This is a genomic window from Stutzerimonas degradans (assembly GCF_024448505.1).
Taxonomy (GTDB): Bacteria; Pseudomonadota; Gammaproteobacteria; order Pseudomonadales; family Pseudomonadaceae; genus Stutzerimonas; species Stutzerimonas degradans.
The window spans coordinates 70,937-96,367 of sequence record NZ_JAMOHV010000003.1; the positions used below are offsets into that span (position 1 = coordinate 70,937).

A 25,431-nucleotide genomic window follows, 5' to 3' on the forward strand; every position below is an offset into this window, starting at 1 on the left:
GGTGGTTTCGGGCGCGGCGCGCCACTGCGCAGGACTATATCGCCTGCGCGGCATTCGCGTGGCGTCGGCGGTGAGCGTCAGGTCGCGTTCGGCGCGCTCAATCGTATTCGGCAGGCTCGTGCTCGCCCAGCAGGCGCCGCTGACGCAGCGTGGCGGCGGCCAGCACGGCGGGGTCGAAGGTGAACTGCAGGTACGGCGAGAACTTCTGCGCGACCATCCGCCGGCCATAGTGGATCTGCAGCAGGTAACGGCTGCGATCCGGTGTGCGGTTGCGGCTGCCCGCATGCCAGAGGTCGCTACGGAAGAACAGCACGTCGCCGGCCCGGCACAGCACCGGCTCGGCCGCGCGTCCCTGCCAGGTGGTTTCGCCGGGGCATGGCTTGCGCCCGGCGCGGTGGCTGCCGGCGATCACCAGCGTCGGGCAGAGGTCGGCGTCGATGTCGTCCAGGTACAGATGCGCGGTACAGATCTGCATCGGCAGCTCGAACGCCGGATCGGCCAGCAGCTGCGGTGGCAGCTCCATCGGCAGATAGTCGATGTGCAGCTCGCCGCCGATGAAGCCCGGACGGCTGCGCCAGGCAGTCTGGCCGATGATGTGGCAGTCCGCGCCGAGTGCCGCTTCGGCCAGCTCGATGACGCCCGGCAGGTCGAGAAACCGCAGCCAGAACGGCGCGCGGTTGAACACGCAGGTGTAGTGATCGTCCACCAGCCCCTGATAATCCAGGCCGATGGGCGTCAGCCGGTCGATGGCCTCGCGCAGCGCGGCGATGCCGGCCGCGTCGAGCACGCCCGGCAGCAGCACGAAGCCTTCGCGGTGCATGGCCGCGAGTCGCTCGGCAGTGAGGGTGGTCGCGGTCATGCGCGTGCGCCTCGCAACGGTCGGTTTGCCATCTGGCGCCTAGCGGCCGCGCGGGAAGCGTACCCGCACGCACAGACCGCCCAGCGATGAATCCAGCAGTTCCACCGTCGCGCCATGCAGTTCGGCAATGCGCGCGACGATCGACAGGCCCAGCCCGGCGCCTTCACCGTCGCCGAGGCGCACGAAGCGCTCGAACAGCTGCTCGCGCAGTTCGGCGGCGACTCCCGGGCCGCTGTCGGCGACATCCAGATTCAGCGCATCGGCGCTGGCGTGCAGGCGCACCTCGATGCGTCCCCGGCGCGGGGTGTACTGCAGCGCATTGCCCAGCAGGTTCTGCAGCAGCGTGACCAGGCTCGCAGCGTCGCCGTGCAGCTGCAGATCGGCGTGCTCGTCCACCTCCAGCGCCAGCTCCTGCTCGCGCGCCAGGGCCAGCGGTGTCAGCTCGGCAAGGGTTTCGCGCGCCAGCACGCCGAGGTCGAGCGGCACCAGCCGCAGCTGCTGCGCGCTGGGCTCCAGGCGGGCGAGGGTCAGCAGCTGGGCGACCACGCGGGTGGTACGGTCGACGCCGGCGAGCAGCTGTTCCAGCGCTTCCTCGCGGTCGCGTGGGCTGCTGGCCTGCTGCGCGTTCTGCGCGTGAATGCGCAGCACCGCCAGCGGCGTGCGCAGCTCGTGGGCGGCGTCGGCGATGAAGCGCTTTTCCCGCTCCAGCAGCTGGTTGACCTGTTGCAGCAGGCGGTTGAGCGAGGCGGCCACCGGCTCCAGTTCCTGCGGCAGCGGCGCCAGCAGCAGCGGGGCGAGGTTGTCCGGCGCGCGATCCTTCAGCAGCCGCGCCATGTGCGCCAGCGGCCGCAGGCCCCAGCCCACCGCCAGCCAGATCAGCAGCGCCAGCAACGGCAGGCCGACCAGATCGGGCAGCAGGCTGCGCCGGGCGATCTTGCCGACCAGTTCGCCGCGCACGTCCTCGCGCTCGCTGACCAGGATCCACAGCGCGTCCTGCGGGTCTTCCAGCAGGAACAGCCGCCAGTCGCGGCCATCGAGCATCACATCGTGATAGCCACCGGACAGGCCGGCGAACGGTGCCGGCGAGCTGCCCGTCGCACCGAGCAGCTGCTGCAGGGCGCCTTCCGGGGCGCCGGCCGATTGCAGCACGGTACTGCCGTCGGCGGCGTAGACCTGCAAACCCAGCTTGGTCTCGTAGTCATGCCCCGGCACGCCCTGATCGCGCCGGGCATTCACCGCGGCGTCCAGTGCCTGCTGCAGGGCGCGGCGGGTCTGCTGGTCCATGTCGCGCGCCATCAGCCCCTGCACCAACCGCGCGCTCTGCGCCAGCTGGGCGTCGAACAGCTCCTCGGTTTCGTGGCGGGCGTCGCGGTAGCTCTGCCAGGAGATCAGGCTCAGCGAAACCAGCAGGGTGCCGAGCAGCAGCGCCAGGGTGCGTTGGCGGATCGAGCGCTTCAGCATTTGTCCACCAGATAGCCGACGCCGCGCACGGTGCGGATCAGCTCGGGGAAGAACTTCTTGCGCAGGTGGTGGATGTGCACCTCCAGCGCGTTGCTTTCGATGTCCTCATCCCAGCCGTAGAGCGCCTGTTGCAGTCGGTCGCGGGTCAGCACGCGGCCGGGCTGGGCGAGCAGTTCGTGCAGCAGGACGAATTCCTTGCGCGGCAGGCTGACCGGCGCGCCCTGGTAGCTGACCTGCTGGTTGACCGGATCGAGCTGAATGCCGCGGTATTCCAGGGTCGGTTCCGGGCGGTTGAAGCTGCGCCTGAGCAGTGCGCGCAGGCGGGCCTTGAGTTCGGCGACGTCGAATGGCTTGACCAGGTAGTCGTCGGCGCCGGCGTCCAGCCCGGCGATGCGATCGCCGGTGGCGTCGCGCGCGGTGAGCACCAGCACTGGCACCGGATTGCCCGCGGCGCGCAGGCGCTTGAGCACTTCCAGGCCGTCGAGCCGCGGCAGGCCGAGGTCGAGGATGGCCAGCTCGAAGCTCTCGTGGCTCAGCGCATGCAGCGCGCTGGCGCCGTCCTGCAGCCAGTCGACGGTGTAGCCCTCGGGCTTGAGCGCGGTGCGGATGCCCTCGCCGAGGGCGCGATCGTCTTCCACCAGCAGAATGCGCATGTCGTTCCTGTCGTCTTGAAGGGGCGCGGCGTTGCTGTGCATTCAACGCCGCCGCACCCGGTTATTCCAGCTTTTCCTTGACCTGCGCAAGCAGCGCGCGGGCTTCGTCGCGGCGGCCGGCGTCGGCAACCTCACGACCGGGGCGGGCGGGCGCGGCGAGTGCCTTCTCCAGTGCGGCACGCGCTTCGCCATAGCGCTTCTGGCGCAGCAGGAAATCGCCGTGGAAGTAGTTCGGGTCGATACCGTTCGGGTTCAGCGCCAGCGCCTGCTGGAACAGCGCCTCGGCCTTGTCCTCGTCACCGAAGCCGATCGGCCAGCCGGGCACCTGATAGTAGAGGCTGGCCAGGCTGGTATAGGCCGAACCGTCGAGCGCCTGTGCGTCGAGCTCGATGGCTTTTTCCAGTTCCGCCTTGGCCTGCTTGACCAGGCCCAGCGCGCCGAGCCCGCCCTTGGCGCCGGCCCAGGTGCTGAGCACGATGCCGTGCCAGATATGCAGTTCGGCGGCCTGCGGTTCGCCGGCTACCGCGCGTTCGGCTTCCGCGGCGAGCTTGGCGAAGGCCGCTTCGCGCTGCGCCGCGGGCAGCTGGTAGTTGATCTCCGCCCAGCGCGTCTGGACCTGCTGCAGCGACGATTCGCCGGCCGCGCTGAGGGCGAAGGAGGGTTGGCTGGCCAGCGCCAGCAGGACGCTGCAAAGACCGAGCAGACGTTTCATGGCTTTTCTCCGCTTGAGGTGGGGGGATTGGGGGCGGTCGAGGGCGCGCCGTGGGCGAAGCGCTTGATCACCGGCAACTGCTTGCGCAGCGCCTGGTCGACCATGCGCGGCAGCAGGCTGTTGAGGCGCACGAAGAGCTTTTCCGGCCAGCCGAGGTACAGTTCCTCGCGCTCGGCGACGATGGCGCGGACGATCTGCCGCGCCACGGCCTGCGGGTCGTCCATGCCGACCTTCAGCGCATCGTTCATCGCCACCACGTCGGCGCTGTTCATTGCCGTGCGGGTGGCGCGTGGGGCGATGTAGAGCACCTTGACGTGGCTGTCGGCCAGCTCGCGGCGCAGCGCCTCGGAGAAACCGCGCAGGGCGAACTTGCTGGCGCAGTAGGCGGCGAAGCCCGGGTAGCCGATGGAGCCGAAGGTCGAGCCGAGATTGACCAGCAGCGCCTGCGGTTGCTGGCGCAGCAGCGGCAGCAGCAGGTGGGTCAGTTGCAGCGTGGCGGTGACGTTGACGCCGATCAGCCGGGCGATGGCGTCCTCGTCCTGCTGTTCGAGCAGGCTGAACTGGTTGATCCCGGCGGCGTTGATCACGCAGTTGAGGCCGCCGAAACGCCGCGCCGCATCCAGCACCAGATGCCGGCCGCTGCGCTGAGCGAGGTCCGCACAGACCAGGCTGACCTGCCCCGGGTAGCGCTGGGCCAGCGTCTCCAGCGCCAGGCTGTCGCGACCGACCAGCAGCACCTGCGCGCCGCCAGCGCAGAGCCGCTCGACCAGCACCTGGCCGATGCCGCCACTGGCGCCGGTGAGCAGGATGCGCGCGTCACGCAGTTGCATGGCCGGGCTCCGTGGTGGTCAGGCTGCGGAAGATGTCGCCGTAGAGGCGATAGACCACGCGCGCGGTATGCACCACCGCGGCCTTGTCATCCTCGTCGTCGAGACGGTTCATCAGCCGCTTGAAGAACTCGATGTGCTCCAGGTCCAGGCTGCCATGGGAGGTCAGGTAGCTGAAGGCCTTGGCCGGCAGCCCGAGCTTGGCCTGCAGCACGCCGGCGGCCTGGGTTGCCAGCGCGATGCTGGTGCCTTCGAGCACGTTGACCATGCCGAAGAAGCTCGCCGGGTTGTGCCGGGCGATGCGGTCGTAGACGTAAGCGACCATCAGCTCGGTAGGCAGTGCCGGCTGGCCGTGGCGCACCGCCTCGGCATCGCCGCCGCAGGCGCGGATGTCGTTGAGAATCCATTCCTGGTGGCCGATCTCCTCCTCGATGTACTCGGCGATTGCCTCGCGCAGCCACTCCAGGCGTTCCGGCAGGCGCGCGCCGCAGTCCATCAACAGCGGCACGGTGTGCTTGACGTGGTGGTAGGCCTGGGTGAGGAAGGCGATGTACTGCTCGCGGGTCGCCGTGCCAGCGAGCGCGGCATGGATGATCGGCGCGCCGAGCAGGTATTCGCGTTCGGCACTGGTCTGGTGTTGCAGGTGGTCGAAGAAGTCCATGGGCGTACCTCGCGATCGGAAGAGGAAGTCAGGAAAGAACGGCGGCAACGGCCGCCTGGTAATGATTGAACAGGGCATCGCGGCGCAGCCGGCCGTTGGCGGTGGCCAGGCCGTTGCCGGCGCTGAAGGGTTCGGCGGCGCGCAGCCAGCAGTGCACGCGGGCGTAGTCGGGCAGGCCGGCGTTGACCCGCTCGACCGCCGCCTGCAGCTCGGCGTCGCTCAGCTCGGCGCGTCGTGGCACCAGCACGGCGACGTTCTGCGCCAGTGCCTCGCCATGCAGCCAGGCCTGGGCGATGGGCGCCTGCTGCACCAGCTCGGCCTCGACCCACTCCGGGTTGACGTTGCGCCCGTAGGCGGTGACGAACTGATGCTTCTTGCGCCCGTGCAGGATCAGGAAACCGTCCTCGAAGTGGCCGAGATCGCCCGTGGCCAGCCAGTCGCCGGTGAGCGGCGGCTCGCCGAGGTAACCGAGCATGTGCGGGCCGCGCACCAGCACCTCGCTGTCGTCGGCCAGGCGCAGCTCGACGTGCGGCAACGGCCGGCCGACGGTGCCGATGCGCCGCGCTTCGGGCGTGTTCAGACAGACCACCGAGGCGCATTCGGACAGGCCATAGCCCTCGAATACCGGCAGGCCGAGGCGCTCGGCGCGTTCCAGCAGCTGCGGCGCCACCCGGCCGCCACCGACCGCGATGAAGCGCAGCGATGCGGGCAGCGGCACGCCTTGCTCGGCGGCGCTGACCAGCGCCAGCAGCAGCTGCGGCAGCAGGATCAGGCTGTGCGGCTGGCTGGCCTGCAGCGTGGCGAGCAGGCGCGGCAGCTCGAAGCCTGCCGCGCCGCTGAAACCGATCTCCGCCAGCGGCCGCAGCTCGACCCGCGCACCGGCCAGCAGCGGCGCATACAGCCCGGCGATGTTTTCCAGCAGGGTCGCCAGCGGCAGTACGCACAGGTGCTGGCGCACCTCACAGGACAGGCTGGCCTGCCACAGGCTCTCGGCCACTGCCAGCTGCGCGTGGGCATCCAGGCACACGCCCTTGGGCTGGCCGGTGGTGCCGGAGGTGTAGGTGAGCTTCAGCGTGCCGGCCGGCACCGGCGTGACCGCCTGCGGCTCGCGCTGCAGCAGGCCGGCGGCGGTCGGGCGGAAGCCGCAGCGCTCGCTGAGCGGGCTGGCGGCGCCGATCAGGCAGTCGATGCCGGCATGGTTCAGCACATGCTCCTGCTGCGCCGGCGAGAAGAACCCCGGCAGCGGCACGCAGACCAGACCGGCACGCAGCAGCGCCAGGTCCCACAGCGCCCACTCCAGGCCGTTGTCCAGCGCCAGGGCGACGCGCTGCACGCCGAGCTGTTCCAGCTGGCCGGCGCGCGCGCCGACCTCGTGGCGCAGTTCGGCATAGCTCAACTGGCGCGGGCCCTCGCTGAGGGCGATGCCGCTGTGCTGATCGAGCGCCCGGAAGAAGCGTTCAGCTGCAGGCTGCATGCGGCACCTCGCTGGCATCGAACAGCGGCTGGTAGCCGAGCCGTGCGTACACGCCCAGCTGCGTCAGGCGCTGGTGGCCGGGCAGAATCTCGCCGGCCATCAGCTGCGGTCGGCAGGCGTAGTAGCTGCCCCAGTCGGCCAGCTCTTCGCCCATGCGCGCCGGATCGGCCAGGCCGAGCGCCAGCGGATCGAGCGCCAGGCGCTGGAAGCTGTTGAGCAGCGCCGGCGTGCCGGTGAACACCACCCAGCGAAAGCCCTGAGCGACCAAGAGATCGGTCAGCGCGACGATCAGCAGGCGCGCCGAGGCATTGCCAAAGGCGGCCAGGTTGCCGACCTCGACGATCTCCTCACGCGGCACCGCACGCCCGCAGCGCTGGCTCACCGCCTGCTCGATGGGCTCGTCCAGATAGCGTTCGAGAAACAGCGGCCGGCGCCGCGCGCTGCGCAGGCCGACCGCGCCCTGCACCTCGCCGTGCTCGCCATGCAGGCCGAGCAGGCAGGGCATGAAGTGCTGCACGCGTGCGCCGTAGTGCTCGGCGAAACGCTGACGGATGAAACTTTCCAGCGCGGCGCGCCGCTCGCCGGCATCGGCCTGCGCCAGTTGCAGGCTCAGCGCCGGCTCGCGGCCGATACGTGCCAGTACATCGGTGTGATCAACCCAGGGCAGTTCCATCGGGGAACCTCGGTTAGGAATCTGGGCTGGATTGTTGGACGGCAAACTTAAGCCAGTCTTAAGCCGGTGCGGCTGCAATGACCTGGCGCAAGAACGACGTTTTTTTCACATTCCCCCGGCTATGTTCGGCGCACCGTTCAGCGCGCCGGGCGACCGCCGCTGCATGCGCCGAACCGATCTGCCAGGCCGGCCAAGGAGCCCCGCGATGAAGCAAACCCGTGCGATGCCGTCGATTGCGCCGAATGGCCTGCCGCGCCTGAACGCACTGCCCAAGCGGGTCTATCGCTGGCTCGGCCTGGGGCTGCTGCTGGCGATCGGGCTGGCGGTCGGGGTGGCGTTGCACTGGGACGAGCGGCTGTATTTCAACCTGACGCATGCGGCGCCGGTCGCCGGGGCGGAAACCACGGATCGCTGGTTGCCGGACTATCGCGTGCTGATCGAGGCCAAGCCGGTGGCCGGTATCACCCGCAACCTGTCGGCGATCACCTACGACCGCGACCTTGACCGCCTGCTCGGCGTGATCAACGGCGGACCGACGCAGATCGTGGTGCTGAGCAAGACCGGCGAACTGCTCGAACGCTTCCCGCTGCGCGGCTTCGGCGACATCGAAGGGCTGGCCTACCTGGGCGGCGGCCGCGTCGCGGTGTCCGACGAGCGCAACCAGCAGCTGAGCATCTTCCAGCTGCCGACGCGGCCGCGTGCCATCGATATCGCCGAGGCGCAGTTCTTCTCGCTGGGCATCAACCTCAACGGCAACAAGGGTTTCGAGGGGGTGACCTACGATGTCGCCGGCGATCGCCTGTTCGTTGCCAAGGAGCGCGATCCACGCCAGCTCTACGAAATCGGCGGGCTGGCGGCGAGCCTGGACGGGCGTATGCAGCTGAGCATTCGCGACCGCAGCGACTGGATCGCCGATCAGGTGTTCGCCACCGATCTGTCGGACCTGCAGTTCGACGCCGAAACCGGCCACCTGATCCTGCTCAGCGACGAGTCTCGTCTGCTGATGGAACTCGATGGCGACGGCCGCATGCGCAGCTATCGCGGCCTCGGCCTGTTTAGCGATCTGCAGCGTTCGGCGCCGCAGCCCGAGGGCGTGACCATCGACAACGACGGCACGCTCTATGTGGTCAGCGAGCCCAACCTGTTCTACAGCTTCCGCCGCCAGGGCAGTTAGCGCCTGCCCTCGGTCAGGCAACGCCAAGGCCTTCACGCGGCCTTCACATCGATTTGACGAAACCCTGACGGGTCCCCGCGCAGACTGCTTTCACTGCCGGGGGTTGCACTGCGCCGCCGGCTTCCTGCCTGCCACGCCGGGGTGCCCCGATGACCGCTCGTCTGCTTCGTTCCACTCGCCATAACCGCCCGACCCTGTTGGTGCTGCTGCTCGCCGGGTTATCCCTGGCCGGCTGCCAGAGTGCGACCCCTCAGCTGTCGGACGACTATCCGCCGGAGTATGCCGCCGGTTTCGGCGATGGTTGCGCCAGTGGCCGCCAGGCCGGCGGCGCGCTGACGCAGTTCCGCAAGGACGTGCCGCGCTACCTGGGTCAGCCGCTGTATGCCGAGGGCTGGAACGACGGCTATCGCCAGTGCCAGGCGTTGCTGCAAGCGCGCAGCGGGCTCGACGAGCGGCGCGGCAATGCGCTGGAGCGCCAGCGCGACCGCGAGTGGCGCCACCATGTCGATCAGGCCAAGGCGCAGGCGCTGCATCGCTGACCGGCTGCGCCAGGCCGCCGCCTAGGTCGTGGCGGTCGCAACGATGCCTGGTGCCGGCGTCGCTGCGCGGCGGTAGAGCAGCAGCCGGTAGCAGGCCAGGCAGATCGTCCAGTCGAACAGCAGCGTCCACAGGTTGTGCGAAGCGAAGTGCGCGCCCTGCATCACCCGGCCCGCCGACATCAGCGTGCCCAGTGCCAGCGCCACGCCCAGCGCGATGTGCGCCAGGCGCGGACGGCGGTCGCGCAGGACGAAGTACAGCGCCAGCAGCGAGAAACCGGCCGACGCGTGGCCGCCGGGCCAGCAGCGTCCCGGCTTCAGCGTCGGCGCGCGTTCGGCCAGCAGCGGCGTGAACGTCTCCGTGCCGCCGAATTCGCTCAGGCTCCACGGGCAATGCACGCCGGTGAGCGTCTTCAGCGGCGAGACGATGCTGGTCGACAGCCCCAGCGCCAGCACCAGGTAGCCCAGCGGCCGGCGCCAGCGCGCCAGGCGTGTGGGCATCAGGCTGAGCAGGAAGCCGGCGATGGCCAGCACGCCGATCAAGATCACCAACTGCTTGACGCGGTCATGCAGGAAATCCTCGAGCAGCCAGCTGTGCCGGCCGACGAAGCCTGCACCGGGCTCGTAGAACAGCCGCGACAGGGCGAAATCCAGCTGGCTCGGTTCGCCGATCAGCAGCGCCGCCATCAACAGCGCGGGCAGGCCGAAGCCGAGGAGGAAGTTGAACGGCCGGCTGCCGTCGACGGTTGGCGCGAGAACGGACATGGGGGCTCCAGAGGCGCCGCGGGCGGCGCCGGCGAGGGGTTAGCGTTGGCTGAGCCGGTCGGCCGGCGCCTGCGTGGGCTGCCAGCTGAGCAGCGCGTGCTGGTAGTCGTAGCTGGCGCCCTGGTAGTAGGCGATGTCGCGGCGAACCAGCGGATCGTCCGCCGCGGCGCTGGACTCACGGCTCGCGCCGCGCGCGTCGTCGTGGCGGCGCACGCCCTGGCGCGGGCTGAGGATCGCCAGGTCCTGGCCGTCGAACAGCCCCAGGTGCTGATAGTTGCCGATCAGCGCGCGGCCCGGCGCGGCGTCCGCGCGTAGCAGGTTGCGGCCGAAGAAGGTCGAGACGTAGTCCATGTTCAACAGGCCGAGCAGGGTCGGCGCCAGATCGATCTGGCTGGCCACGCCGGTGAATTCGCGCGGCTCGATCAGCCCCGGCGCGTAGATGAACAGCGGAATGTGGTAGTTGGCCACCGGCAGGTCCTGCGAGCCGGCGCTGCCGGCGGTGTGGTCGGCGACGAAGACGAACAGCGTGTTGGCGAACCATGGCTTGCCGCGCGCCTGGGCGAGGAATTCGCCGATGGCGTAGTCGGTGTACTTCACCGCGCCTTCGCGGCCTTCGCCGGAGGGGATGTCGATGCGTCCGTCCGGGTAGCTGTAGGGGCGGTGGTTGGAGGTGGTCATCAGCTGCAGCAGGAACGGCTTGCCGGCGGCGTGATCGGCGTCGGCTTCGTGCAGCGCCAGCCGGTAAAGGTCTTCGTCGGCCATGCCCCAGGCGTTCTTGAAGTGGATGTCCGCCTCGTCCGCACTGCTCTGGTCGACCACGCGGTAGCCGTTGCCGCTGAAGAACGCGCTCATGTTGTCGAAATAGCCGCGCCCGCCGTAGAGGAACACGCTGTCGTAGCCCTTGCTGGCGAGCTGCTGGCCGAGGCTGGCGAAGCCGCTCTCGCGGCCGATGCGCTTGACAATCGAACGCCCTGGCGTCGGCGGCACCGACAAGGTGATGGCCTCCAGGCCTCGGTCGGTGCGCGTGCCGGTGGCGTAGAAATCGGTGAAGAACAGGCTCTGCCGGCGCAGTGCGTCGAGGTTGGGCGTCAGCCCGCGGGTGTCGCCGAAGCTGCCGAGGTATTTGGCGCTGAGGCTCTCCACCGTGACCAGCACGATGTTTAGTGGCCGCGCTGCGCCGGGGTTGTCGATCACTCGGCGGATGTCCAGTGGATCACTGCCGATGAATCGCGCATTCGGCTCGCCGACTTCGGCGCGCAGGTCGTTGCCGACCGCCTGCTCGGGCAGGGTGGCGTAGAACTGCGGGTAGTCCAGCTCGTTGTTGCGGAACGCGGCGAAGAACTGGAACGGGCCGTTGCTCGCCAGTTCGCGCTGGTAGGCGTTGCCGCCGCTGCCGCGCGGGAAGTCCTGGCCGACCAGCAGCCCGGCACCGAGCGCCGCCGCCAGCAGGCTGGCCAGGGCCGTTGCACGCCCGCGTCGGCCCAGGCTCGGTTCAGCCAGCGCGCGGCGCAGCAGCGGCTGCAGCGCGGTCATGGCGAGCAGCGTGAGCAGGGCCAGCAGCGTCAGCAGGACAAAGACCGGGTAGGACTCGCGGATATTGGCGAGCACCTCGTCGGAGTACACCAGATAGTCCACGGCGATGAAGTTGAAGCGCACGCCGAACTCGTCCCAGAACAGCCATTCGGCGAGCGCGGTGAACAGCATCGCATACAGGCTCAGACCCAGCAGCAGTTGCAGCGCGAGCCGATGCCAGCGGCGGTGCCAGATGCGCGTCGGGCATGCCAGCAGGTAGAGCGCCAGCGGCAGCGCGGCGAAGGCCAGGTAGGCCAGGTCATAGACCAGCCCCACGGCATAGATCTGCAGCAGGCTGCCCGCACCTCCGGCCGCGTCCGTCCAGTGGGCGGCGAGCAGCACGCTGCGGGTGAGCAGGAACACGCCCAGCCAGAGGCCGAGCAGCAGGGACAGGTAACGAAGCTGAGCATGGCGCAGAAGAGGCATCGTATGATTCCACGGCGAGGTTGAACGCGCCGGAGTCTGCGCGCGCCCTTGTGAGGCCTTCGTAAAGAAGCCGTGAAAATTTCGTCATCCGCGTGAGGCGACATGCGCATCCTGGTCATCGAAGACAACCGCGACATCCTGGCCAACGTGCTGGACTATCTGGAACTCAAGGGCTACGTGGTCGACTGCGCGCAGGACGGCCTCGGCGGCCTGCACTTGGCCGCGACCCAGGACTACGACCTGATCGTGCTGGACGTGATGCTGCCGGGCATCGACGGCTATCAGGTGTGCAAGCGCCTGCGCGAGGACGCCGGACGCGATACACCGATCATCATGCTCACCGCCCGCGACGCGCTGGCCGACCGCCTGCAAGGGCTGGGCGTGGGCGCCGATGATTACCTGGTCAAGCCGTTCGCGCTGTCCGAGCTGGTGGCGCGCATCGAGGCGATCTTGCGGCGCAGCCAGGGCGCGCGCAAACGCCAGCTGCAGGTCGGCGACCTGCATTACGACCTCGACACGCTGCAGGCCAGCCGTGCCGGCCAGCCGCTGCGGCTCAACCCCATCGGCCACAAGCTGCTGGCGCTGCTGATGCAGAAGAGCCCGGCGGTGGTGCGCCGCGAACAGCTGGAAGAGGCGCTGTGGGGCGACGACATTCCCGACAGCGACAGCCTGCGCAGCCACATCCACCAGCTGCGCCAGGTACTCGACAAACCCTTCGACCGACCGCTGCTGCACACCGTGCATGGCGTCGGTTTCCGGCTGGCGGAGGACGGCGATGCTCGCTAAACAACCCTTCGCCCGGCGCATCGTCATCGCCTTCACGCTGATGACGCTGCTGGTCAGTGGCGTGTTTTCCATCGGCATCGTGGCGGTGGTGTACTTCATCGAGGCGCAGCTGGTCACCGAGGAAATGAGCCGCGAGATGGATACCGTACTCGACGTTGACCTGGCCCACGGCCAGGCGCCGCGCCTGGATGCCAGCACGCGCTTCTTCGCCTCCGGCTTGCCGCAGTACGGCCTGCCGGAAGAACTCGCCGCGCTCGCGCCGGGGTTCACTGAACTGGTGCGCGACGACGAGGCCTTCTACGTGTTCGTCCGCGACCTGGCGGGCGAGCGCTACGTGCTAATGGAAGATCAGAACGAGTTCGAGGCCCGCGAGAATGCGCTGTTCAACGTGGTGCTCGCCGGCTTCGTGCTCAGCGTGCTCGGCGCCTGGGGGCTGGGGCGGCTGATGGCGAACCGGGTGATGGCGCCGGTCAGCCGGCTGGCCAATCAGGTGCGCCATCGCGACCAGCTGCATCCGCTGGCGCCGCCGCTGGCGTTGCAGTATCCGGACGACGAGGTGGGGCACCTGGCCGCCGCCTTCGACAGCACGCTTGGCCAGCTGCGCCGCACCCTGGAACGCGAGCGGTTGTTCACCTCCGACGTCAGCCATGAGCTGCGCACACCGCTGATGGTGGTACTCGGCGCCTGCGAACTGCTCGAACAGGCCGCGCTGCCGCCACGGGCGCAGCAGCAGGCGGCGCGCATCCAGCGTGCCGCGCAGGAAATGCACGAGCTGGTGGAAACCTTCCTGCTGCTGGCGCGCGCGCGGCCGGAGCAGGCCTCGTTCGGTGGCGACGCGACGCTGGCCAGCGTCGCCACCGAACAGAGCGAGCGCTGGGGGCCGCTGCTGGCGGAGAAGGGCCTGGACTTCGTGCTGAAGATCGAAGGTGAAGACCACGGCGCCTACAACCGCACGCTGCTCGGCACGGTGATGTCCAACCTGCTGCGCAACGCGTTGCACTACACCGACAACGGCAGCGTGACGCTGGTGCTTGCCGACGGCGGTTTTCGGGTCGAGGACAGCGGCGTGGGTATCCCACCGGACCAGCAGGAGCGCATGTTCCAGCCGTTCGTGCGCGGCGCCGAAGGGCGTGGCGAGGGGCTGGGTTTGGGGCTGTCGCTGGTCAAGCGAATCTGCGCGCACCAGGGCTGGGACGTCGGTATAACGTCGCGCGAGCCGCAGGGCAGCTGTTTCCGGGTGCGTTTGTCGGATCGCGTCATTTGACGTTTTTTTCACATTCTTTTGACAGCGCGTTGATCCCGGCCTCGCTAGTGTGGCGTCACCATCCCAACCGGAACGCCCGCCATGACGAGATCGAGCCCCATCGAACTGGAGTTCTCGCGCAAGTACGATCGCGAGCACGCCCATCAGTACCTGGAAAAGCACCAGGACGGCCTGGCGCGGCGCCTGTCGCACTGGCGTGACGAGCAGCTGGCGCGGCGAGCGCTGAAGGTCGCCGGCGATCCCGATCTGGTGCTCGACCTGCCCTGTGGCGCCGGGCGCTTCTGGCCGCTGCTGGCCGAGCATCCGAGCCGGATGATCTTCGCCGCAGACAACTCCGCCGACATGCTGGCCATCGCCCAAGGCGCGCAGCCGCTGGAAGTGGTCAAGCGCGTGGAAACCTTCCAGACCTCGGCGTTCGCCATCGACATGGGCGACAACGCGGTGGACTGCATCTTCTGCATGCGCCTGCTGCACCACATCGCCGACCCGCAGCACCGCCTGGCGATGCTGCGCGAGTTCCACCGCGTCACCCGCGACACGCTGATCGTCTCGCTGTGGGTGGACGGCAACTACAAGGCCTGGAAGCGCAAGCGTCTGGAGTGTCGGCGGCCGGCCAAGGACAACCAGAACCGCTTCGTCGTCGCCCGTTCGACCATCGAGGCAGAGTTCGCCCAGGCCGGTTTCGACATCCTCGAGCACCGCGACTTCCTGCCCGGCTACGCCATGTGGCGGGTCTACGTGCTGCGCAAGCGGGGGTGAGCATGAATCGACCGCTCGTACTGCCAGCCGGCGAATCCCCGACTAGCACCTTTCAGCGCTGGTGGGACACTCACGGCGAATGGGTCGAGGCGCCCAACCAGCGCCGCGACGGCGAAAGCGGCGTACAGCGCCTACGCCTGCGCGATGCTTCGCAGCCGCTGCTGTACAGCAAACGTCAGATTGGCCATCTGTATCGCACGTTCGCCCATCCGTTCGGCCGGCCCACCGCGCTGCGCGAACTGCGCGCCTTGCAGGCCTTCGCCGACGCCGGGGTGCGCGTGCCGCAGGTGATCTACTGCGGTACGCGCCAGCAGGCCGGGCAGTGGCAGGCGCTGCTGATCACCGCCGAGCTGGACGGCTTCGTCAGCCTGGAGAACTGGTACCGCGACGGTCACGCCGCACGCCACGGCACGCTCGTCCACCAGCGCATGCTGGCGGCGGTCGGCGTCGCCCTGAGCCGCATTCACCGGGCGCGCTGGCAGCACGGCTGCTGCTATCCCAAGCACATCTTCCTGCGCGTGCATGGCGTAGGCGATGCAGCCTGGGTCGAGGTTGCGCTGCTCGATCTGGAGAAGAGTCGCCGCCGCCTGCGCCGCAGCGCTGCGGCGCGCCACGACCTGCGCCAGCTCAATCGGCACCGCCAGGACATGCCCGTCGAGGACTGGTTGCGGCTGCTCGCCGCGCACACGACGGCCAGCGAGGCGGATATCCATGTCATCTGAACCGAACCCGCTGGGCGCCGCCGCGGCACTCAAGGGGCGCGGTGGGCTGGCGCGCATCTGCAACGCGGCCGGCTATTCGCTGGCCGGCCTGAAGGCCGCGTATGCCGGCGAAGCGGCGTTCCGTCAGCTGGTGTGGTTGAACCTGCTGCTGATCCCCGTGGCCCTGCTGCTCGACGTCAGCCGCGTCGAGCGCGCGGTGCTGATCGGTGTGGTGGTGCTCGGGCTGATCGTCGAGCTGCTTAACTCGGCCATCGAGGCCACCGTCGACCGCATTTCCCTCGATCTGCATCCGCTCTCCGGGCGGGCCAAGGACATGGGCAGCGCCGCGCAACTGCTGGCGCTGTGCCTGGTCGGCCTGATCTGGGGCGTGATCCTGCTCTGAACCGCATCTTCTGAAAGGACATCGCATGCGTTCCTTCCCGCGCGGCTCCGGTCTCGCTGCACATCTGCGCTTCATCCTCGCCAGCGCCGTTGCGCTGCTGGCGCTGTTCGCCCTGCTGCGCCTGGGGCTGCTGCTGTTCAACCGCGAGCTGATCGGCAGTACACCGCTGGCCAGTTTCGTCGAGGCGTTCGGCAACGGCCTGCGTTTCGACCTGCGGGTGACGGTGTACATCCTCGTGCCGCTGCTGCTCGCGGTACTCAGTAGCCGGGCAATGGCCGCCCGCCGGCTGCAGCAGCTATGGCTGGGTGTTTGCGCCAGCGTGGCGATCCTGCTCGGGCTGATCGAGCTGAACTTCTATCGCGAGTTTCACCAGCGCCTCAACAGCCTGGTGTTCCAGTACCTGCAGGAAGACCCGGCGACGGTGCTGAGCATGCTCTGGCACGGCTTTCCGGTGCTGCGGCTGCTGGCCGCCTGGCTCGCGGCGAGCGCCGCGCTGTTCGCGCTGTTCGGCTGGCTGGAGCGCCGCACCCGTGCCGCTCCGGTCAGCCTGGCGAGCGCGCCGGCCCGCCGCGGCGCGAGCTGGCCGGCGCGCTTCGCGGTGTTCGGCGTGTTGCTGGTGGTCAGTGTGGTGGCCGCGCGCGGCACGCTGCGTCAGGGCCCGCCGCTGCGCTGGGGCGATGCCTTCACCACCGCCTCGACCTTCGCCAACCACCTTGGTCAGAACGCCACGCTGTCGCTCTACGATGCGGCGCGCAACCGCTTCTCCAGCCATCGCGACAACAGCTGGAAGGCGACACTGCCGGTGGCGGATGCGCAGGCGATCACCCGCGAGCTGCTGCTGACCGCCAACGACCGGCTGGTGGATGCCGAGCTGGCGCCGGTGCGCCGTGACTTCCAGCCGCCGGCGGACGGCCAGCTGGCGGTGCGCAACGTGGTGGTGATCCTCATGGAGAGCTTCGCCGGTCGCTATGTCGGCGCGCTCGGCAGTGCCGACGGCATCACGCCGAACTTCGACCGCCTGGCCGGCGAGGGGCTGCTGTTCGAGCGCTTCTTCGCCAACGGCACCCACACCCACCAGGGCATGTTCGCCAGCATGGCCTGCTTTCCCAACCTGCCGGGCTTTGAGTATCTGATGCAGACGCCCGAAGGCGGCCATCGCTTCTCCGGCCTGCCGCAGCTGCTCGGTGCGCGGGCGTTCGACGACGTTTACGTCTACAACGGCGATTTCGCCTGGGACAACCAGGCGGGGTTCTTCGGCAACCAGGGCATGAAGCGCTTCGTCGGCCGCAACGACTACGTGAATCCGGTAGTTTCCGACCCGACCTGGGGCGTTTCCGACCAGGACATGTTCACCCGCGCCGCCGAGGAGCTGGGCAAGCTGGATAACGGCGCGCCGTTCTATGCGCTGCTGCAGACGCTGTCCAACCACACGCCGTATGCGCTGCCCGAGCAGTTGCCGGTCGCTGCTGTCGAGGGGCATGGCGCGCTGGATCAGCATCTGACGGCGATGCGTTATTCGGACTGGGCGCTGGGGCAGTTCTTCGACAAGGTGCGTAACCAGCCCTGGTTCAAGCAGACCTTGTTCGTCGTGGTCGGTGACCATGGTTTCGGCGCGACGGAGGAAGTCACCGAGATGGACCTGCTGCGCTTCCACGTGCCGCTGCTGCTGATCGCCCCGGGCGTCACCGAGCGTTTCGGCAGCCGTCGCGAAGTGGTCGGTACGCAGGTTGACGTGGTGCCGACCATCATGGGCCGCCTCGGTGGCGAGGTGCGTCATCAATGCTGGGGCCGCGACCTGCTCAGCCTGCCGGCGGACGATCCGGGATTCGGCATCGTCAAGCCGTCGGGCAGCGACCAGACGGTGGCGCTGATCCGCGGTGATCGGGTGCTGGTACAGCCCAAGGAGCAGCCGGCGCGGCTGTATCGCTATCGCCTGGGCGGTGAACCGGCTGGCGAGCGGATCGCCGCGGCCGAGGATCAGCCGCAGCTGCTGCGCCAGCTGCACGCCTACCTGCAGACCGCCACCGCCAGCCTGCTGGCCAACACCAGCGGAGATCGCAGCGGCGCGGGCGAGCAGGAAGCGGTGGCCGCCGACGTGCCGCTCGCGGTGAAAGCGGCCCCGCCGGCACGGCCCGACAAGGGTTGAACGCGGCGCTCGATCAGTGTTCCAGCGGCTTGAAGCTGTCGTCGGCGAAGTAGGTGGCGTAGTCGCCCAGCGCGCCGACCACCGTCACCGCGCCGTCGCGCTGACCGGCCGGGGCGCCGCTCATGGCGTCGGCGCCGGCGAGCAGCTGGGCGATGATCAGGTGCAGCTGCGCGTCGGCCTCGGCGCTCAGCTTGCAGTTCTCCACCATGTAGGCGACCTGGCCGCGCACCGTCTCGGCCAGTTCGCCGTAGCGGGCGGCGGGCAGACGGTCCTCGTGGATCGCCGGCAGCGCCTGGCGCATATCGTCGTTGATGGTGCCCATTGCCTGGCGCAGCGGCGCATCGGTGGCCCAGCGCTTGCCGGCATCGAGTTGCAGCGACGGCGCGCCTTCGCCGTGGCCGTGGTCATGGCTGGTGGCCGCGAGACTGGTGCCGGCGTGGCCGAGGGTGCCGGCGAGGATGATGGCGAGGGCGAGAGCGTGGGGTTTGCGGATCATCGATAGAACTCCATTGAGCGAGCCGGCGAAGTGCGGCTCCTGATGTTCTAACGCAGGCGCGACGGTTTTGTTCCATCGCGCCGTGCAATCCGTCATTTGCGGTGCAATTGCTCGATGTTGTCGGCGCCGAACGACTGCTGCGTGAGCACCTGGGCGAGCCGCGCGCGCTGCTGCGGTTCGAGGATCTCGCGCTCCTGCAGCAGCTGGTCGATGAGCAGGCGCTGCTGTTCGTTCTGCAGTTCGGCGATCTTCGCCTGCTCGGCGTCGATCACCGTGCGGTCCACCTGTTCGGCGAAGATCGCCTCGATCAGCCGGTTGCGGTGTTCGCCGAGGCTGGCGTTGGAGGCGCGCAGGTAGGCCAGGAACGGCGCCTCGGCATCGTGCCAGCGCTGCAGCTGGCTGGCGCTCAGTTGCAGCTCGCGCGACAGCTCGGTCGGTGCGCCAGAGGGCATCGGCAGGCCATCGCGACTGAGTTTCTGCCAGCCGAGGCCGGCGAGCACGCCGACGTTGACCAGCACCGACAGGACCAGGGCATTGCGCAGGGTGGTGTTGCTCATTTCAGGTTTACCTTCAGGTAGCAGAATTCGGGGCGCGCGCAGAGCGCGCCGGGTGGGGTGCTGCCGAGGACGGCGAGCAGGTCGTGGCTGGGTGAGCTGCCCGGCGGCTGGCCGGGCAGGGCATAGCCGAGCAGCAGGCCGAGCAGGACCGACGCCGCGGCGCCGATACCCTGCGCCCAGTGCCGGGCCCACCCGCTGCGCACGGGCGGCGGCGCGAAGGGCCGCTGCAGACGCGCCTGCAACTCGGCCGGCAGCTCCGGGCAGGCCAGCGCACGCAAGCCCTGGCCGAGTCCGTCGAGTTCGGCCAGGGTGGCGCGACACTGTGGGCAACCCGCCAGGTGGGCGTCGGCGTGGCGCTGTACGGCAGCGTCGAGTTCGTTGTCGAGGTAGGCGGACAGGATTGCCATGTCCAGATGCTCAGTCATCGAGGGTGCCTCCGTTGGCCTGGCGATAGCCGTGCAGCAGCGCCTCGCGGGCGCGAGCCAGGCGCGACTTGACGGTGCCGGCGGCGAGCTGCAGCGTGGCGGCCAGTTCGTCGTAGGCCAGCCCCTCCACCTCGCGCAGCAGCAGGATCTCGCGCTGTTCGTGGGGCAGGCGGGCCAGCAAGCGTTCCAGCAATGCCAGATCGCGCCCGGTCTGCAGTCGGCTCAGCGGTGATGGCGCCGGATCGACCGGCTCGGCCAGTTCCTCCGGCGCCACGTCGACGTAGCGTTGCCGCTGGCGCAGCGTATCCAGCGCGGCATTGCGTGCGATCTGCAGCAACCAGGTCTGCAAGCGTGCTTCCGGGCGCCATCTGGGCAGCGCCTGGAAGGCGCGGATGAACGTTTCCTGAGTCAGGTCCGCGGCCTCGTCGGCGCTGCCGAGCAGGCGACGGAGGAAGTGGAAGACCCGCGCCTGATGGACGCGCACCAGCGTGCCGAACGCCTGGCGATCACCACGCGCGGCCTGCTGGATGAGGTGCTGTTCGCTGTCGTTCATTAAGCGCTCGTCTGGGCTGGCCGCGCAGGGCACCGCTAAAAATCCGCCTGCGTTACCAACGCCTCGGTTTTTTGCAGTGCCCATGCGCTGCCGGCCGGGTTGCCGCAGGGATATAACGCAACGGTTGGCGAAATGTTCCGGCTATTTTTGTCTCAGCGCGGAATCTTCACCCGGTCCTCGTCGAAGTCGCCTTTTTCCGCGTCGCGATGGCAGGCCACGCAGTTGAAGCGGCCGCCGACCGACTCGCGGGCGAACTTGGCTTTGCTGACCTCGTCGTGCTTGTGCTCGAACCAGCGCGTCTGGCTGATGCGTGGCGGCTCGCCGGCGGTCGGTGACGGCTCCACCGGCAGGCGGTTGGCGGCCGAGGCGCGGACCAGGAAGTCGAGGATTTCCTTTTCCTGCACCGGGTCCAGCGACGCGTTGCTGCCGTAGTGATCGCCCAGGGTGCGCATCTGCTCGCGCCAGGCATCGGCAGGCAGCAGGCCGGGAGAATAGAGCATGTGGCAGGCCGCGCATTCTTCCTTCCACACCAGCGGTGCGTCGCTGGGTACCGACAGGCGCTTGGGCCGCTTGTAGCCCTTGCGTTCGCGATGGTCGTCGTCATCGGCGAAGCTGAGACCGGCCAGTACCAGGGTCAGGCCCAGCCCGGCGACGGCAGCGAGGGGTGCAATCTTCATGGCGGGCTCCTTACTTGATGCTGTCGATCCAGCTGATGAAGTCGCCTTTTTCCTGCGCGGTGCATTCACGGGCGTAGACGTCGTCGCAGTTGCGGCGGAACCATTTCTCGACCTTCTTCAGGTCGGTGAAGCGCTCGGGGTTGGCTGCCGGCGCCAGCGGATCGACCTTGCGATGCGCCGGCGTCTTGCCGGGCTGACGCGGGTCGGCGGTGTGGCAGGTGGTGCAGCTCATGGTCTTGCCATTGCGCTGCTCCTCGGCGAAGTACAGCGCCTTGCCGCGCTCGGCGGAGAAACCGGCGAAGTTCGGATTCTCCTGACGCGCCTGGGCGGCGTAGCCGGGCAGCAGCGGGTGTTCGGTTTCGGCCAGGGCCGGCAGGCTCAGGCAGCAGGACAGGAGGATGATCCAGCGGGCTTTCATGGTGCGCTCTCCGGTTGGGAATGAGCGCAGCCTAGGCGCGCTGCCTTACGCCAAGCTGAACCGCAGCGGCCGGCGGCGTTCAGTTTCGTTTCAGCTCGCAGGAATACAAAGGCGGCATCCATTCAAAGAGGATCGCCGTCGTGGCTGCTTTCAATCGTTTCCGTCTGTTCCATTGGCTGCTGGCCGGTTTCTTTCTTGGCGCCTACCTCAGCGGTGACGACGCCGAGACGCTGCATATCTGGCTGGGCTACGGCCTGGTAGCGCTGTTGGTGTGGCGCCTGCTGATCGTGCCGCTGCGCCTGCGCGGCTTCCCGCAGCTGCTGCCGCCGAAGGGCCAGCGGAGCAAGCCGGGCCTGTCGAGCGTCGGCAAGTGGCTGACGGTCGGCGCGCTGGGCAGTTTCGCCATTGCCAGCGTGGTCGGCCTGGGTATGGTCGACAACGGCGATGTGCTGGCCGCCCTGCCGGGCGTTGGGCCGGATGTCTTCGGCGCCGCCAGCGACATCGATTTCATCGGCTGGATGGGCGATGCCGAAGAGGTGCACGAGTTCTTCGCCAATCTGGGGCTGTGGCTGATCGGCCTGCATGTCGGCTATGTGCTGCTGTTCCGCCGCAAGTCGGTGTGGCCGATGCTGCGTGGCGTGCCCAAGTCGGGGCCGGCTTCTACTGCACCTTCGGCTTCGGCTTCGGCTTCGGCTTCGGCTTCGGCCGCGGCGCCGGCAGCGACTGCGGTGGCGACCTCACTCGCATCGTCGCCGACGCCGGTTGCCGGTGAATTCACCCGCCTGCGCATCGCCTCACGCCAGGCCGAAACCGCCGACAGCTGCTCGTTCACCCTGCAAGTGCCGGCCGCCCAGCGCGCCCGCTTTACCGCGCAGCCGGGGCAGTTCCTCACGCTGAAGGTGCCCGGCGCCGAACCGGCGCTGCTGCGCTGCTACTCGCTGTCGCAGCGGCCGCAGGCGGATGGCGCGCTGCGCATCACCATCAAGCGGGTGCCCGGCGGCCGCGCGTCGAACTGGCTGCTGGACAACCTGCAGGCGGGCGATTGCATCGAGGCGCTGCCGCCGGCCGGTGTGTTCGTGCCGCGCAATCTGGATGACGATCTGCTGCTGCTCGGCGCCGGCAGCGGTATCACGCCGCTGATGGCGATCCTGCAGGCGGCGCTGGTCGAGGGCAGCGGGCAGGTACGGCTGTTCTATGCCAGCCGCGATGCCGCCTCGCTGATCTTCGCCGAGGAGCTGGCCGAGTGGTCTGCCCGTTACCCCGAGCGCCTGCAGCTGCGCATCTGGCTCGATGCCGAGCAGGGTGTGCCGAGCGGCCCGGCGATTGCCGCGAAGATCGCCGACTGGTCAGCCGCCGACGCCTTCATCTGCGGGCCGCAACCGTTCATGGATGCCGCCAGTGCCGCGCTGGGCGAGCTGGGTGTGGATGCCGCGCGCATCCATCTGGAACGCTTTGCCGCCGCAGCGCCGACGGCCGCACCGGGCGGGCGCCGCAGCCGCCTGCGGGTCGCGCTCGATGGTCGCCGTCACGAGCTGGACGTGCCGCGCGGCGAGGTGCTGCTGGAGGCCATGGAACAGGCCGGCCTGCAACCGCCGAGCGCGTGCCGCTCGGGTGTCTGCGCCGCCTGCAAGTGCCGGGTGGTGGAGGGCAGCGTGAGCATGCGCAGCAACCAGGTGCTGAGCGAAAGCGAAGTGCGCCAGGGCTGGGCGCTGGCCTGCCAGGCCGAACCGCGCAGCGCCGAACTACAGGTCGAATATTGACGCGTGGAAAAGGCCGTTGGCCGTTTTCCACCCTACGGATCGCATGAGTTCGCAGGCGTAGGGTGGATAACGGCGCAGCCTTATCCGCCGTGTCGCGGCGCTGGGTGTGGCTCAGCGGCGGACCAGCAGCACCCCGGCTTCCATGTGGTGGGTGTAGGGGAACTGGTCGAACAGCGCGCAGCGTTCGATGCGGTGGGTGTCGGCCAGCTGGGCGATGTTGGCGGCCAGGGTTTCCGGATTGCAGGAGATGTAGAGGATGCGCTCGAAGCGGCGGGTCAGCTCGCACGTATCGGGGTCCATGCCGGCGCGCGGCGGGTCGACGAAGACGCTGCCGAACTGATAGCTCTTGAGGTCGATGTCGGCGAGGCGGCGGAACGGCCGCACCTCGTTGAGCGCCTGGGTCAGCTCCTCGGCGGAGAGGCGCACCAGCTCGATGTTGTCGATACCGTTGTCGGCGATATTGGCCAGCGCGGCGTTCACCGAGGTCTTGCTGATCTCGGTGGCCAGCACGCGGCGCACGCGGGTGGCCAGCGGCAGGGTGAAGTTGCCGTTGCCGCAGTAGAGTTCCAGCAGGTCGTCGTCGCGCTGGCCAAGCGCCTCGTAGGCCCAGCCCAGCATCTTCTGGCAGACCGCACCGTTGGGCTGGGTGAAGGCGCCTTCCGGCTGGCGGTAGCGGAAGCTGCGTCCGGCGACCACCAGCTCTTCTTCCACGAAATCGCGCCCGATGACGATGCGCTTGCCCTTGGAACGGCCGACCAGGCTGACACCCAGTTGGGCCGCGAGCTGTTCGGCTGCGGCCTGCCAGGCGCCGTCCAGCGGGCGGTGGTAGGCGAGGGTGATCAGCGCATCACCGGCCAGGGTGGTGAGAAATTCCACCTGGAACAGCTTGAAGCTGAGCACCTCGGAGGCCTGCCAGGCGGCTTTCAGCTGGGGCATCAGTTCATTGATGCGGCGGCTGGCGATGGGGAAGTCATCGATCAGGATCGCCTTGTGCTTGTCGCCCGGCTCGAACATCGCGTAATGGCGCTGGCCGTCTTCGCGCCACAGGCGGAATTCGGCGCGCAGGCGGTAGTGCTCGCGAGGCGAGTCGAAGACCTCTGCGGCGGGGGCGGCGAAGGGCGCGAGCAGTGCCTGCAGGCGCGCGGCCTTGTCGGCGAGTTGGCTGTCGTAGCAGGCGGGATCGAAGCGAAGCTGGGTCATGGCGGCGGTCGTTGCGTGATGGAGCCGGCGGCGGGCGGCTGGGCGAGCGCCAGCGATGGGGCGACGATTGTACGGGCGGCGGGGAGGGTTGTCAGGCCGGGCGCGCGTAGCGCCCGACCTGAGCGGAGGTCGCGATCAGCCGGGGAACGCCAGCTTGACCACGAACAGCGCCGACAGCACCCACATCGCCACGCTCAGCTCGCGCGCGCGGCCGGCGAGGAACTTGGCGGCGACCCAGGCGATGAAGCCGAAGGCGATGCCGGTGGCGATGGAGTAGGTCAGCGGCATCGCCAGGGCAGTGATCAGCACCGGCGCGGCGACGGTGAGGTCATGCCAGTCGATCTCGGCCAGGCCGGAGGCCATCAGCACGGCGACGAACAGCAGCGCCGGCGCGGTGGCGAACGCCGGCACGCTGCCGGCCAGCGGCGCGAAGAACAGCGCCAGCAGGAACAGCACGGCAACCACGATGGCGGTCAGCCCGGTGCGCCCGCCGGCGCTGACGCCTGCGGCCGATTCGATGTAGCTGGTGGTGGTCGAGGTTCCCAGCAGCGAGCCACCGAGCGCCGCGGTGCTGTCGGCGATCAGCGCGCGGCCCATCTTCGGCAGGTAGCCGTCCTTGCGCATCAGCCCGGCCTTCTTCGCCACCGCGATGAGGGTGCCGGAGTTGTCGAACAGGTCTACGAAGAGGAAGGCGAAGATCACGCTGACCAGCCCCACATCCAGCGCGCCCATGATGTCGAGTTGCAGGAAGGTCGGCGCCAGCGACGGCGGCATCGACACCACGCCGGCGAACTCGGATACGCCGAGCAGGATGCTGATGACCGTCACCACGAGGATGCTGATCAGCACCGCGCCGGTGACGCCGCGGGCTTCCAGACCGATAATCAGAAAGAAGCCGAGGATCGCCAGCAGCGCCTGCGGCTTGCCCAGGTCGCCCATGCCGACCAGCGTCGCCGGGTTGTCGACGACGATGCCGGCGCTCTGCAGGGCGATCAGCGCGAGGAACAGGCCGATGCCCGCGGCGATGGCCGAACGTAGCTCCAGCGGGATGCTGTTGATGATCCACTCGCGGATTCTGAAGATCGACAGCAGGAAGAACAGGCACGCGGAGACGAATACTGCGCCGAGTGCGACCTGCCAGGTGTGGCCCATGCCCAGCACCACGGTGTAGGTGAAGAAGGCGTTGAGGCCCATGCCCGGCGCCAGGGCGATCGGGTAGTTGGCGATCAGGCCCATCACCGCCGAACCGATGGCCGCCGCCAGGCAGGTGGCGACGAAGATCGCGCCCTTGTCCATGCCGGTTTCGCTGAGGATGCTCGGGTTGACGAAGAGGATGTAGGCCATGGTCAGGAAGGTGGTGACACCGGCCAGGATCTCGGTACGCACGTTGGTACCGTGCGCCTTGAGTTGGAACAGCTTTTCCAGCATGGTCGATTCTCTCGTGCCGGTCGTGGGGGAGGTGGGCCTGCTACAGCAAAGCCCATCCGTAGGGC

General features: G+C 68.7%; 27 protein-coding genes. 9 read left to right on the forward strand and 18 right to left on the reverse strand.

Going from position 1 to position 25,431, the window contains the following annotated elements:
• Nucleotides 1-97 precede the first annotated feature (97 nt).
• From NAV27_RS05450 to NAV27_RS05485, 8 genes are all read right to left on the reverse strand, one after another.
• On the reverse strand, nucleotides 98-859 hold the full coding sequence (locus NAV27_RS05450; protein WP_102827684.1) for a phytanoyl-CoA dioxygenase family protein: 762 nt from the start codon (nucleotides 857-859) through the stop codon (nucleotides 98-100).
• 39 nt (nucleotides 860-898) lie between these two features.
• Nucleotides 899-2,320, reverse strand: a complete 1,422-nt coding sequence (locus NAV27_RS05455) for an ATP-binding protein (RefSeq protein WP_102827683.1) — start codon at nucleotides 2,318-2,320, stop codon at nucleotides 899-901.
• Nucleotides 2,314-2,973: a response regulator gene (locus NAV27_RS05460; RefSeq protein WP_008570532.1), complete on the reverse strand. Its 660-nt coding sequence runs from the start codon at nucleotides 2,971-2,973 to the stop codon at nucleotides 2,314-2,316. Before NAV27_RS05460 ends, NAV27_RS05455 begins: the two co-directional genes overlap by 7 nt.
• A 61-nt stretch (nucleotides 2,974-3,034) precedes the next feature.
• Complete coding sequence (locus NAV27_RS05465) at nucleotides 3,035-3,685, reverse strand: tetratricopeptide repeat protein (RefSeq protein ID WP_102827682.1); 651 nt, start codon at nucleotides 3,683-3,685, stop codon at nucleotides 3,035-3,037.
• Nucleotides 3,682-4,515: an SDR family oxidoreductase gene (locus tag NAV27_RS05470; protein ID WP_102827681.1), complete on the reverse strand. Its 834-nt coding sequence runs from the start codon at nucleotides 4,513-4,515 to the stop codon at nucleotides 3,682-3,684. The genes NAV27_RS05465 and NAV27_RS05470 overlap by 4 nt, the downstream gene beginning before the upstream one ends.
• Complete coding sequence (locus NAV27_RS05475; protein WP_102827680.1) at nucleotides 4,502-5,173, reverse strand: iron-containing redox enzyme family protein; 672 nt, start codon at nucleotides 5,171-5,173, stop codon at nucleotides 4,502-4,504. Before NAV27_RS05475 ends, NAV27_RS05470 begins: the two co-directional genes overlap by 14 nt.
• A gap of 28 nt (nucleotides 5,174-5,201) precedes the next feature.
• The gene (locus NAV27_RS05480) at nucleotides 5,202-6,647 is read right to left on the reverse strand and encodes an AMP-binding protein (RefSeq protein WP_102827679.1); all 1,446 of its coding nucleotides are present in this window, start codon (nucleotides 6,645-6,647) and stop codon (nucleotides 5,202-5,204) included.
• Nucleotides 6,631-7,320, reverse strand: a complete 690-nt coding sequence (locus NAV27_RS05485) for a thermostable hemolysin (protein ID WP_102827678.1) — start codon at nucleotides 7,318-7,320, stop codon at nucleotides 6,631-6,633. The genes NAV27_RS05480 and NAV27_RS05485 overlap by 17 nt, the downstream gene beginning before the upstream one ends.
• Nucleotides 7,321-7,543: 223 nt before the next feature.
• Between NAV27_RS05485 and NAV27_RS05490 the strand changes: the two genes are divergently transcribed.
• Both NAV27_RS05490 and NAV27_RS05495 read left to right on the forward strand, forming a co-directional pair.
• Nucleotides 7,544-8,494, forward strand: a complete 951-nt coding sequence (locus NAV27_RS05490) for an SdiA-regulated domain-containing protein (RefSeq protein WP_102827747.1) — start codon at nucleotides 7,544-7,546, stop codon at nucleotides 8,492-8,494.
• A 149-nt stretch (nucleotides 8,495-8,643) separates the two neighbouring features.
• On the forward strand, nucleotides 8,644-9,033 hold the full coding sequence (locus tag NAV27_RS05495) for a hypothetical protein (protein WP_008570525.1): 390 nt from the start codon (nucleotides 8,644-8,646) through the stop codon (nucleotides 9,031-9,033).
• Nucleotides 9,034-9,054: 21 nt separating this feature from the next.
• On the opposite strand, the gene NAV27_RS05500 is transcribed toward NAV27_RS05495, so the two are convergent.
• Both NAV27_RS05500 and NAV27_RS05505 read right to left on the reverse strand, forming a co-directional pair.
• Entirely contained in the window at nucleotides 9,055-9,795 is a 741-nt protein-coding gene (locus NAV27_RS05500) for a phosphatase PAP2 family protein (RefSeq protein WP_102827677.1), read from the reverse strand.
• Nucleotides 9,796-9,834: 39 nt separating this feature from the next.
• Complete coding sequence (locus tag NAV27_RS05505; protein WP_102827676.1) at nucleotides 9,835-11,793, reverse strand: LTA synthase family protein; 1,959 nt, start codon at nucleotides 11,791-11,793, stop codon at nucleotides 9,835-9,837.
• 102 nt (nucleotides 11,794-11,895) lie between these two features.
• On the opposite strand from NAV27_RS05505, the gene NAV27_RS05510 reads away from it, so the two are divergent.
• From NAV27_RS05510 to NAV27_RS05535, 6 genes are all read left to right on the forward strand, one after another.
• The gene (locus NAV27_RS05510; RefSeq protein ID WP_008570520.1) at nucleotides 11,896-12,579 is read left to right on the forward strand and encodes a response regulator transcription factor; all 684 of its coding nucleotides are present in this window, start codon (nucleotides 11,896-11,898) and stop codon (nucleotides 12,577-12,579) included.
• Nucleotides 12,569-13,843, forward strand: coding sequence for a sensor histidine kinase (locus NAV27_RS05515; protein WP_008570519.1), 1,275 nt, complete (start codon nucleotides 12,569-12,571; stop codon nucleotides 13,841-13,843). Before NAV27_RS05510 ends, NAV27_RS05515 begins: the two co-directional genes overlap by 11 nt.
• 81 nt (nucleotides 13,844-13,924) lie before the next feature.
• Nucleotides 13,925-14,602: a class I SAM-dependent methyltransferase gene (locus NAV27_RS05520; protein ID WP_102827675.1), complete on the forward strand. Its 678-nt coding sequence runs from the start codon at nucleotides 13,925-13,927 to the stop codon at nucleotides 14,600-14,602.
• Nucleotides 14,603-14,604: 2 nt separating this feature from the next.
• Nucleotides 14,605-15,324 (forward strand): lipopolysaccharide kinase InaA family protein, encoded by a 720-nt coding sequence (locus NAV27_RS05525; RefSeq protein ID WP_102827674.1) that lies wholly within the window; start codon nucleotides 14,605-14,607, stop codon nucleotides 15,322-15,324.
• Entirely contained in the window at nucleotides 15,314-15,706 is a 393-nt protein-coding gene (locus NAV27_RS05530) for a diacylglycerol kinase (RefSeq protein ID WP_043298035.1), read from the forward strand. Before NAV27_RS05525 ends, NAV27_RS05530 begins: the two co-directional genes overlap by 11 nt.
• 25 nt (nucleotides 15,707-15,731) lie before the next feature.
• The gene (locus NAV27_RS05535; protein WP_102827673.1) at nucleotides 15,732-17,852 is read left to right on the forward strand and encodes an LTA synthase family protein; all 2,121 of its coding nucleotides are present in this window, start codon (nucleotides 15,732-15,734) and stop codon (nucleotides 17,850-17,852) included.
• 13 nt (nucleotides 17,853-17,865) lie between these two features.
• On the opposite strand, the gene NAV27_RS05540 is transcribed toward NAV27_RS05535, so the two are convergent.
• From NAV27_RS05540 to NAV27_RS05565, 6 genes are all read right to left on the reverse strand, one after another.
• The gene (locus tag NAV27_RS05540; RefSeq protein WP_008569863.1) at nucleotides 17,866-18,348 is read right to left on the reverse strand and encodes a hypothetical protein; all 483 of its coding nucleotides are present in this window, start codon (nucleotides 18,346-18,348) and stop codon (nucleotides 17,866-17,868) included.
• Nucleotides 18,349-18,440: 92 nt separating this feature from the next.
• Nucleotides 18,441-18,905 carry a periplasmic heavy metal sensor gene (locus tag NAV27_RS05545; RefSeq protein WP_008569862.1) on the reverse strand — a complete coding sequence of 155 codons (465 nt, stop codon included), beginning with the start codon at nucleotides 18,903-18,905 and terminating at the stop codon, nucleotides 18,441-18,443.
• Nucleotides 18,902-19,330: an anti-sigma factor family protein gene (locus tag NAV27_RS05550; RefSeq protein WP_102827672.1), complete on the reverse strand. Its 429-nt coding sequence runs from the start codon at nucleotides 19,328-19,330 to the stop codon at nucleotides 18,902-18,904. Before NAV27_RS05550 ends, NAV27_RS05545 begins: the two co-directional genes overlap by 4 nt.
• Nucleotides 19,323-19,883, reverse strand: coding sequence for an RNA polymerase sigma factor (locus NAV27_RS05555; RefSeq protein ID WP_008569860.1), 561 nt, complete (start codon nucleotides 19,881-19,883; stop codon nucleotides 19,323-19,325). Before NAV27_RS05555 ends, NAV27_RS05550 begins: the two co-directional genes overlap by 8 nt.
• A gap of 152 nt (nucleotides 19,884-20,035) precedes the next feature.
• The gene (locus tag NAV27_RS05560; RefSeq protein WP_008569858.1) at nucleotides 20,036-20,560 is read right to left on the reverse strand and encodes a diheme cytochrome c; all 525 of its coding nucleotides are present in this window, start codon (nucleotides 20,558-20,560) and stop codon (nucleotides 20,036-20,038) included.
• 10 nt (nucleotides 20,561-20,570) lie between these two features.
• The gene (locus NAV27_RS05565; RefSeq protein ID WP_003302072.1) at nucleotides 20,571-20,978 is read right to left on the reverse strand and encodes a DUF1924 domain-containing protein; all 408 of its coding nucleotides are present in this window, start codon (nucleotides 20,976-20,978) and stop codon (nucleotides 20,571-20,573) included.
• A gap of 140 nt (nucleotides 20,979-21,118) precedes the next feature.
• On the opposite strand from NAV27_RS05565, the gene NAV27_RS05570 reads away from it, so the two are divergent.
• Complete coding sequence (locus NAV27_RS05570) at nucleotides 21,119-22,738, forward strand: 2Fe-2S iron-sulfur cluster-binding protein (RefSeq protein WP_102827671.1); 1,620 nt, start codon at nucleotides 21,119-21,121, stop codon at nucleotides 22,736-22,738.
• 111 nt (nucleotides 22,739-22,849) lie between these two features.
• On the opposite strand, the gene trmA is transcribed toward NAV27_RS05570, so the two are convergent.
• Both trmA and NAV27_RS05580 read right to left on the reverse strand, forming a co-directional pair.
• A complete protein-coding gene (gene trmA, locus NAV27_RS05575; RefSeq protein ID WP_102827670.1) occupies nucleotides 22,850-23,938 on the reverse strand; it encodes a tRNA (uridine(54)-C5)-methyltransferase TrmA in 1,089 nt (362 codons plus the stop codon).
• 135 nt (nucleotides 23,939-24,073) lie between these two features.
• A complete protein-coding gene (locus tag NAV27_RS05580) occupies nucleotides 24,074-25,366 on the reverse strand; it encodes an NCS2 family permease (protein WP_008569854.1) in 1,293 nt (430 codons plus the stop codon).
• Between the last annotated feature and the right edge of the window lie 65 nt (nucleotides 25,367-25,431).

What these genes read in the sequence shown, in the direction of transcription:
- NAV27_RS05530 (WP_043298035.1), top strand. Translation starts at nt 15,314, where the DNA reads ATGTCATCTGAACCGAACCCGCTGGGCGCCGCCGCGGCACTCAAGGGG.
- NAV27_RS05515 (WP_008570519.1), top strand. Translation starts at nt 12,569, where the DNA reads ATGCTCGCTAAACAACCCTTCGCCCGGCGCATCGTCATCGCCTTCACG.
- NAV27_RS05450 (WP_102827684.1), bottom strand. Translation starts at nt 859, where the DNA reads ATGACCGCGACCACCCTCACTGCCGAGCGACTCGCGGCCATGCACCGC.
- NAV27_RS05455 (WP_102827683.1), bottom strand. Translation starts at nt 2,320, where the DNA reads ATGCTGAAGCGCTCGATCCGCCAACGCACCCTGGCGCTGCTGCTCGGC.
- NAV27_RS05485 (WP_102827678.1), bottom strand. Translation starts at nt 7,320, where the DNA reads ATGGAACTGCCCTGGGTTGATCACACCGATGTACTGGCACGTATCGGC.
- NAV27_RS05470 (WP_102827681.1), bottom strand. Translation starts at nt 4,515, where the DNA reads ATGCAACTGCGTGACGCGCGCATCCTGCTCACCGGCGCCAGTGGCGGC.
- NAV27_RS05510 (WP_008570520.1), top strand. Translation starts at nt 11,896, where the DNA reads ATGCGCATCCTGGTCATCGAAGACAACCGCGACATCCTGGCCAACGTG.
- NAV27_RS05500 (WP_102827677.1), bottom strand. Translation starts at nt 9,795, where the DNA reads ATGTCCGTTCTCGCGCCAACCGTCGACGGCAGCCGGCCGTTCAACTTC.
- NAV27_RS05545 (WP_008569862.1), bottom strand. Translation starts at nt 18,905, where the DNA reads ATGAGCAACACCACCCTGCGCAATGCCCTGGTCCTGTCGGTGCTGGTC.
- NAV27_RS05505 (WP_102827676.1), bottom strand. Translation starts at nt 11,793, where the DNA reads ATGCCTCTTCTGCGCCATGCTCAGCTTCGTTACCTGTCCCTGCTGCTC.
- NAV27_RS05580 (WP_008569854.1), bottom strand. Translation starts at nt 25,366, where the DNA reads ATGCTGGAAAAGCTGTTCCAACTCAAGGCGCACGGTACCAACGTGCGT.
- trmA (WP_102827670.1), bottom strand. Translation starts at nt 23,938, where the DNA reads ATGACCCAGCTTCGCTTCGATCCCGCCTGCTACGACAGCCAACTCGCC.
- NAV27_RS05490 (WP_102827747.1), top strand. Translation starts at nt 7,544, where the DNA reads ATGCCGTCGATTGCGCCGAATGGCCTGCCGCGCCTGAACGCACTGCCC.
- NAV27_RS05560 (WP_008569858.1), bottom strand. Translation starts at nt 20,560, where the DNA reads ATGAAGATTGCACCCCTCGCTGCCGTCGCCGGGCTGGGCCTGACCCTG.
- NAV27_RS05540 (WP_008569863.1), bottom strand. Translation starts at nt 18,348, where the DNA reads ATGATCCGCAAACCCCACGCTCTCGCCCTCGCCATCATCCTCGCCGGC.
- NAV27_RS05480 (WP_102827679.1), bottom strand. Translation starts at nt 6,647, where the DNA reads ATGCAGCCTGCAGCTGAACGCTTCTTCCGGGCGCTCGATCAGCACAGC.
- NAV27_RS05535 (WP_102827673.1), top strand. Translation starts at nt 15,732, where the DNA reads ATGCGTTCCTTCCCGCGCGGCTCCGGTCTCGCTGCACATCTGCGCTTC.
- NAV27_RS05520 (WP_102827675.1), top strand. Translation starts at nt 13,925, where the DNA reads ATGACGAGATCGAGCCCCATCGAACTGGAGTTCTCGCGCAAGTACGAT.
- NAV27_RS05565 (WP_003302072.1), bottom strand. Translation starts at nt 20,978, where the DNA reads ATGAAAGCCCGCTGGATCATCCTCCTGTCCTGCTGCCTGAGCCTGCCG.
- NAV27_RS05475 (WP_102827680.1), bottom strand. Translation starts at nt 5,173, where the DNA reads ATGGACTTCTTCGACCACCTGCAACACCAGACCAGTGCCGAACGCGAA.
- NAV27_RS05465 (WP_102827682.1), bottom strand. Translation starts at nt 3,685, where the DNA reads ATGAAACGTCTGCTCGGTCTTTGCAGCGTCCTGCTGGCGCTGGCCAGC.
- NAV27_RS05550 (WP_102827672.1), bottom strand. Translation starts at nt 19,330, where the DNA reads ATGACTGAGCATCTGGACATGGCAATCCTGTCCGCCTACCTCGACAAC.
- NAV27_RS05495 (WP_008570525.1), top strand. Translation starts at nt 8,644, where the DNA reads ATGACCGCTCGTCTGCTTCGTTCCACTCGCCATAACCGCCCGACCCTG.
- NAV27_RS05525 (WP_102827674.1), top strand. Translation starts at nt 14,605, where the DNA reads ATGAATCGACCGCTCGTACTGCCAGCCGGCGAATCCCCGACTAGCACC.
- NAV27_RS05460 (WP_008570532.1), bottom strand. Translation starts at nt 2,973, where the DNA reads ATGCGCATTCTGCTGGTGGAAGACGATCGCGCCCTCGGCGAGGGCATC.
- NAV27_RS05555 (WP_008569860.1), bottom strand. Translation starts at nt 19,883, where the DNA reads ATGAACGACAGCGAACAGCACCTCATCCAGCAGGCCGCGCGTGGTGAT.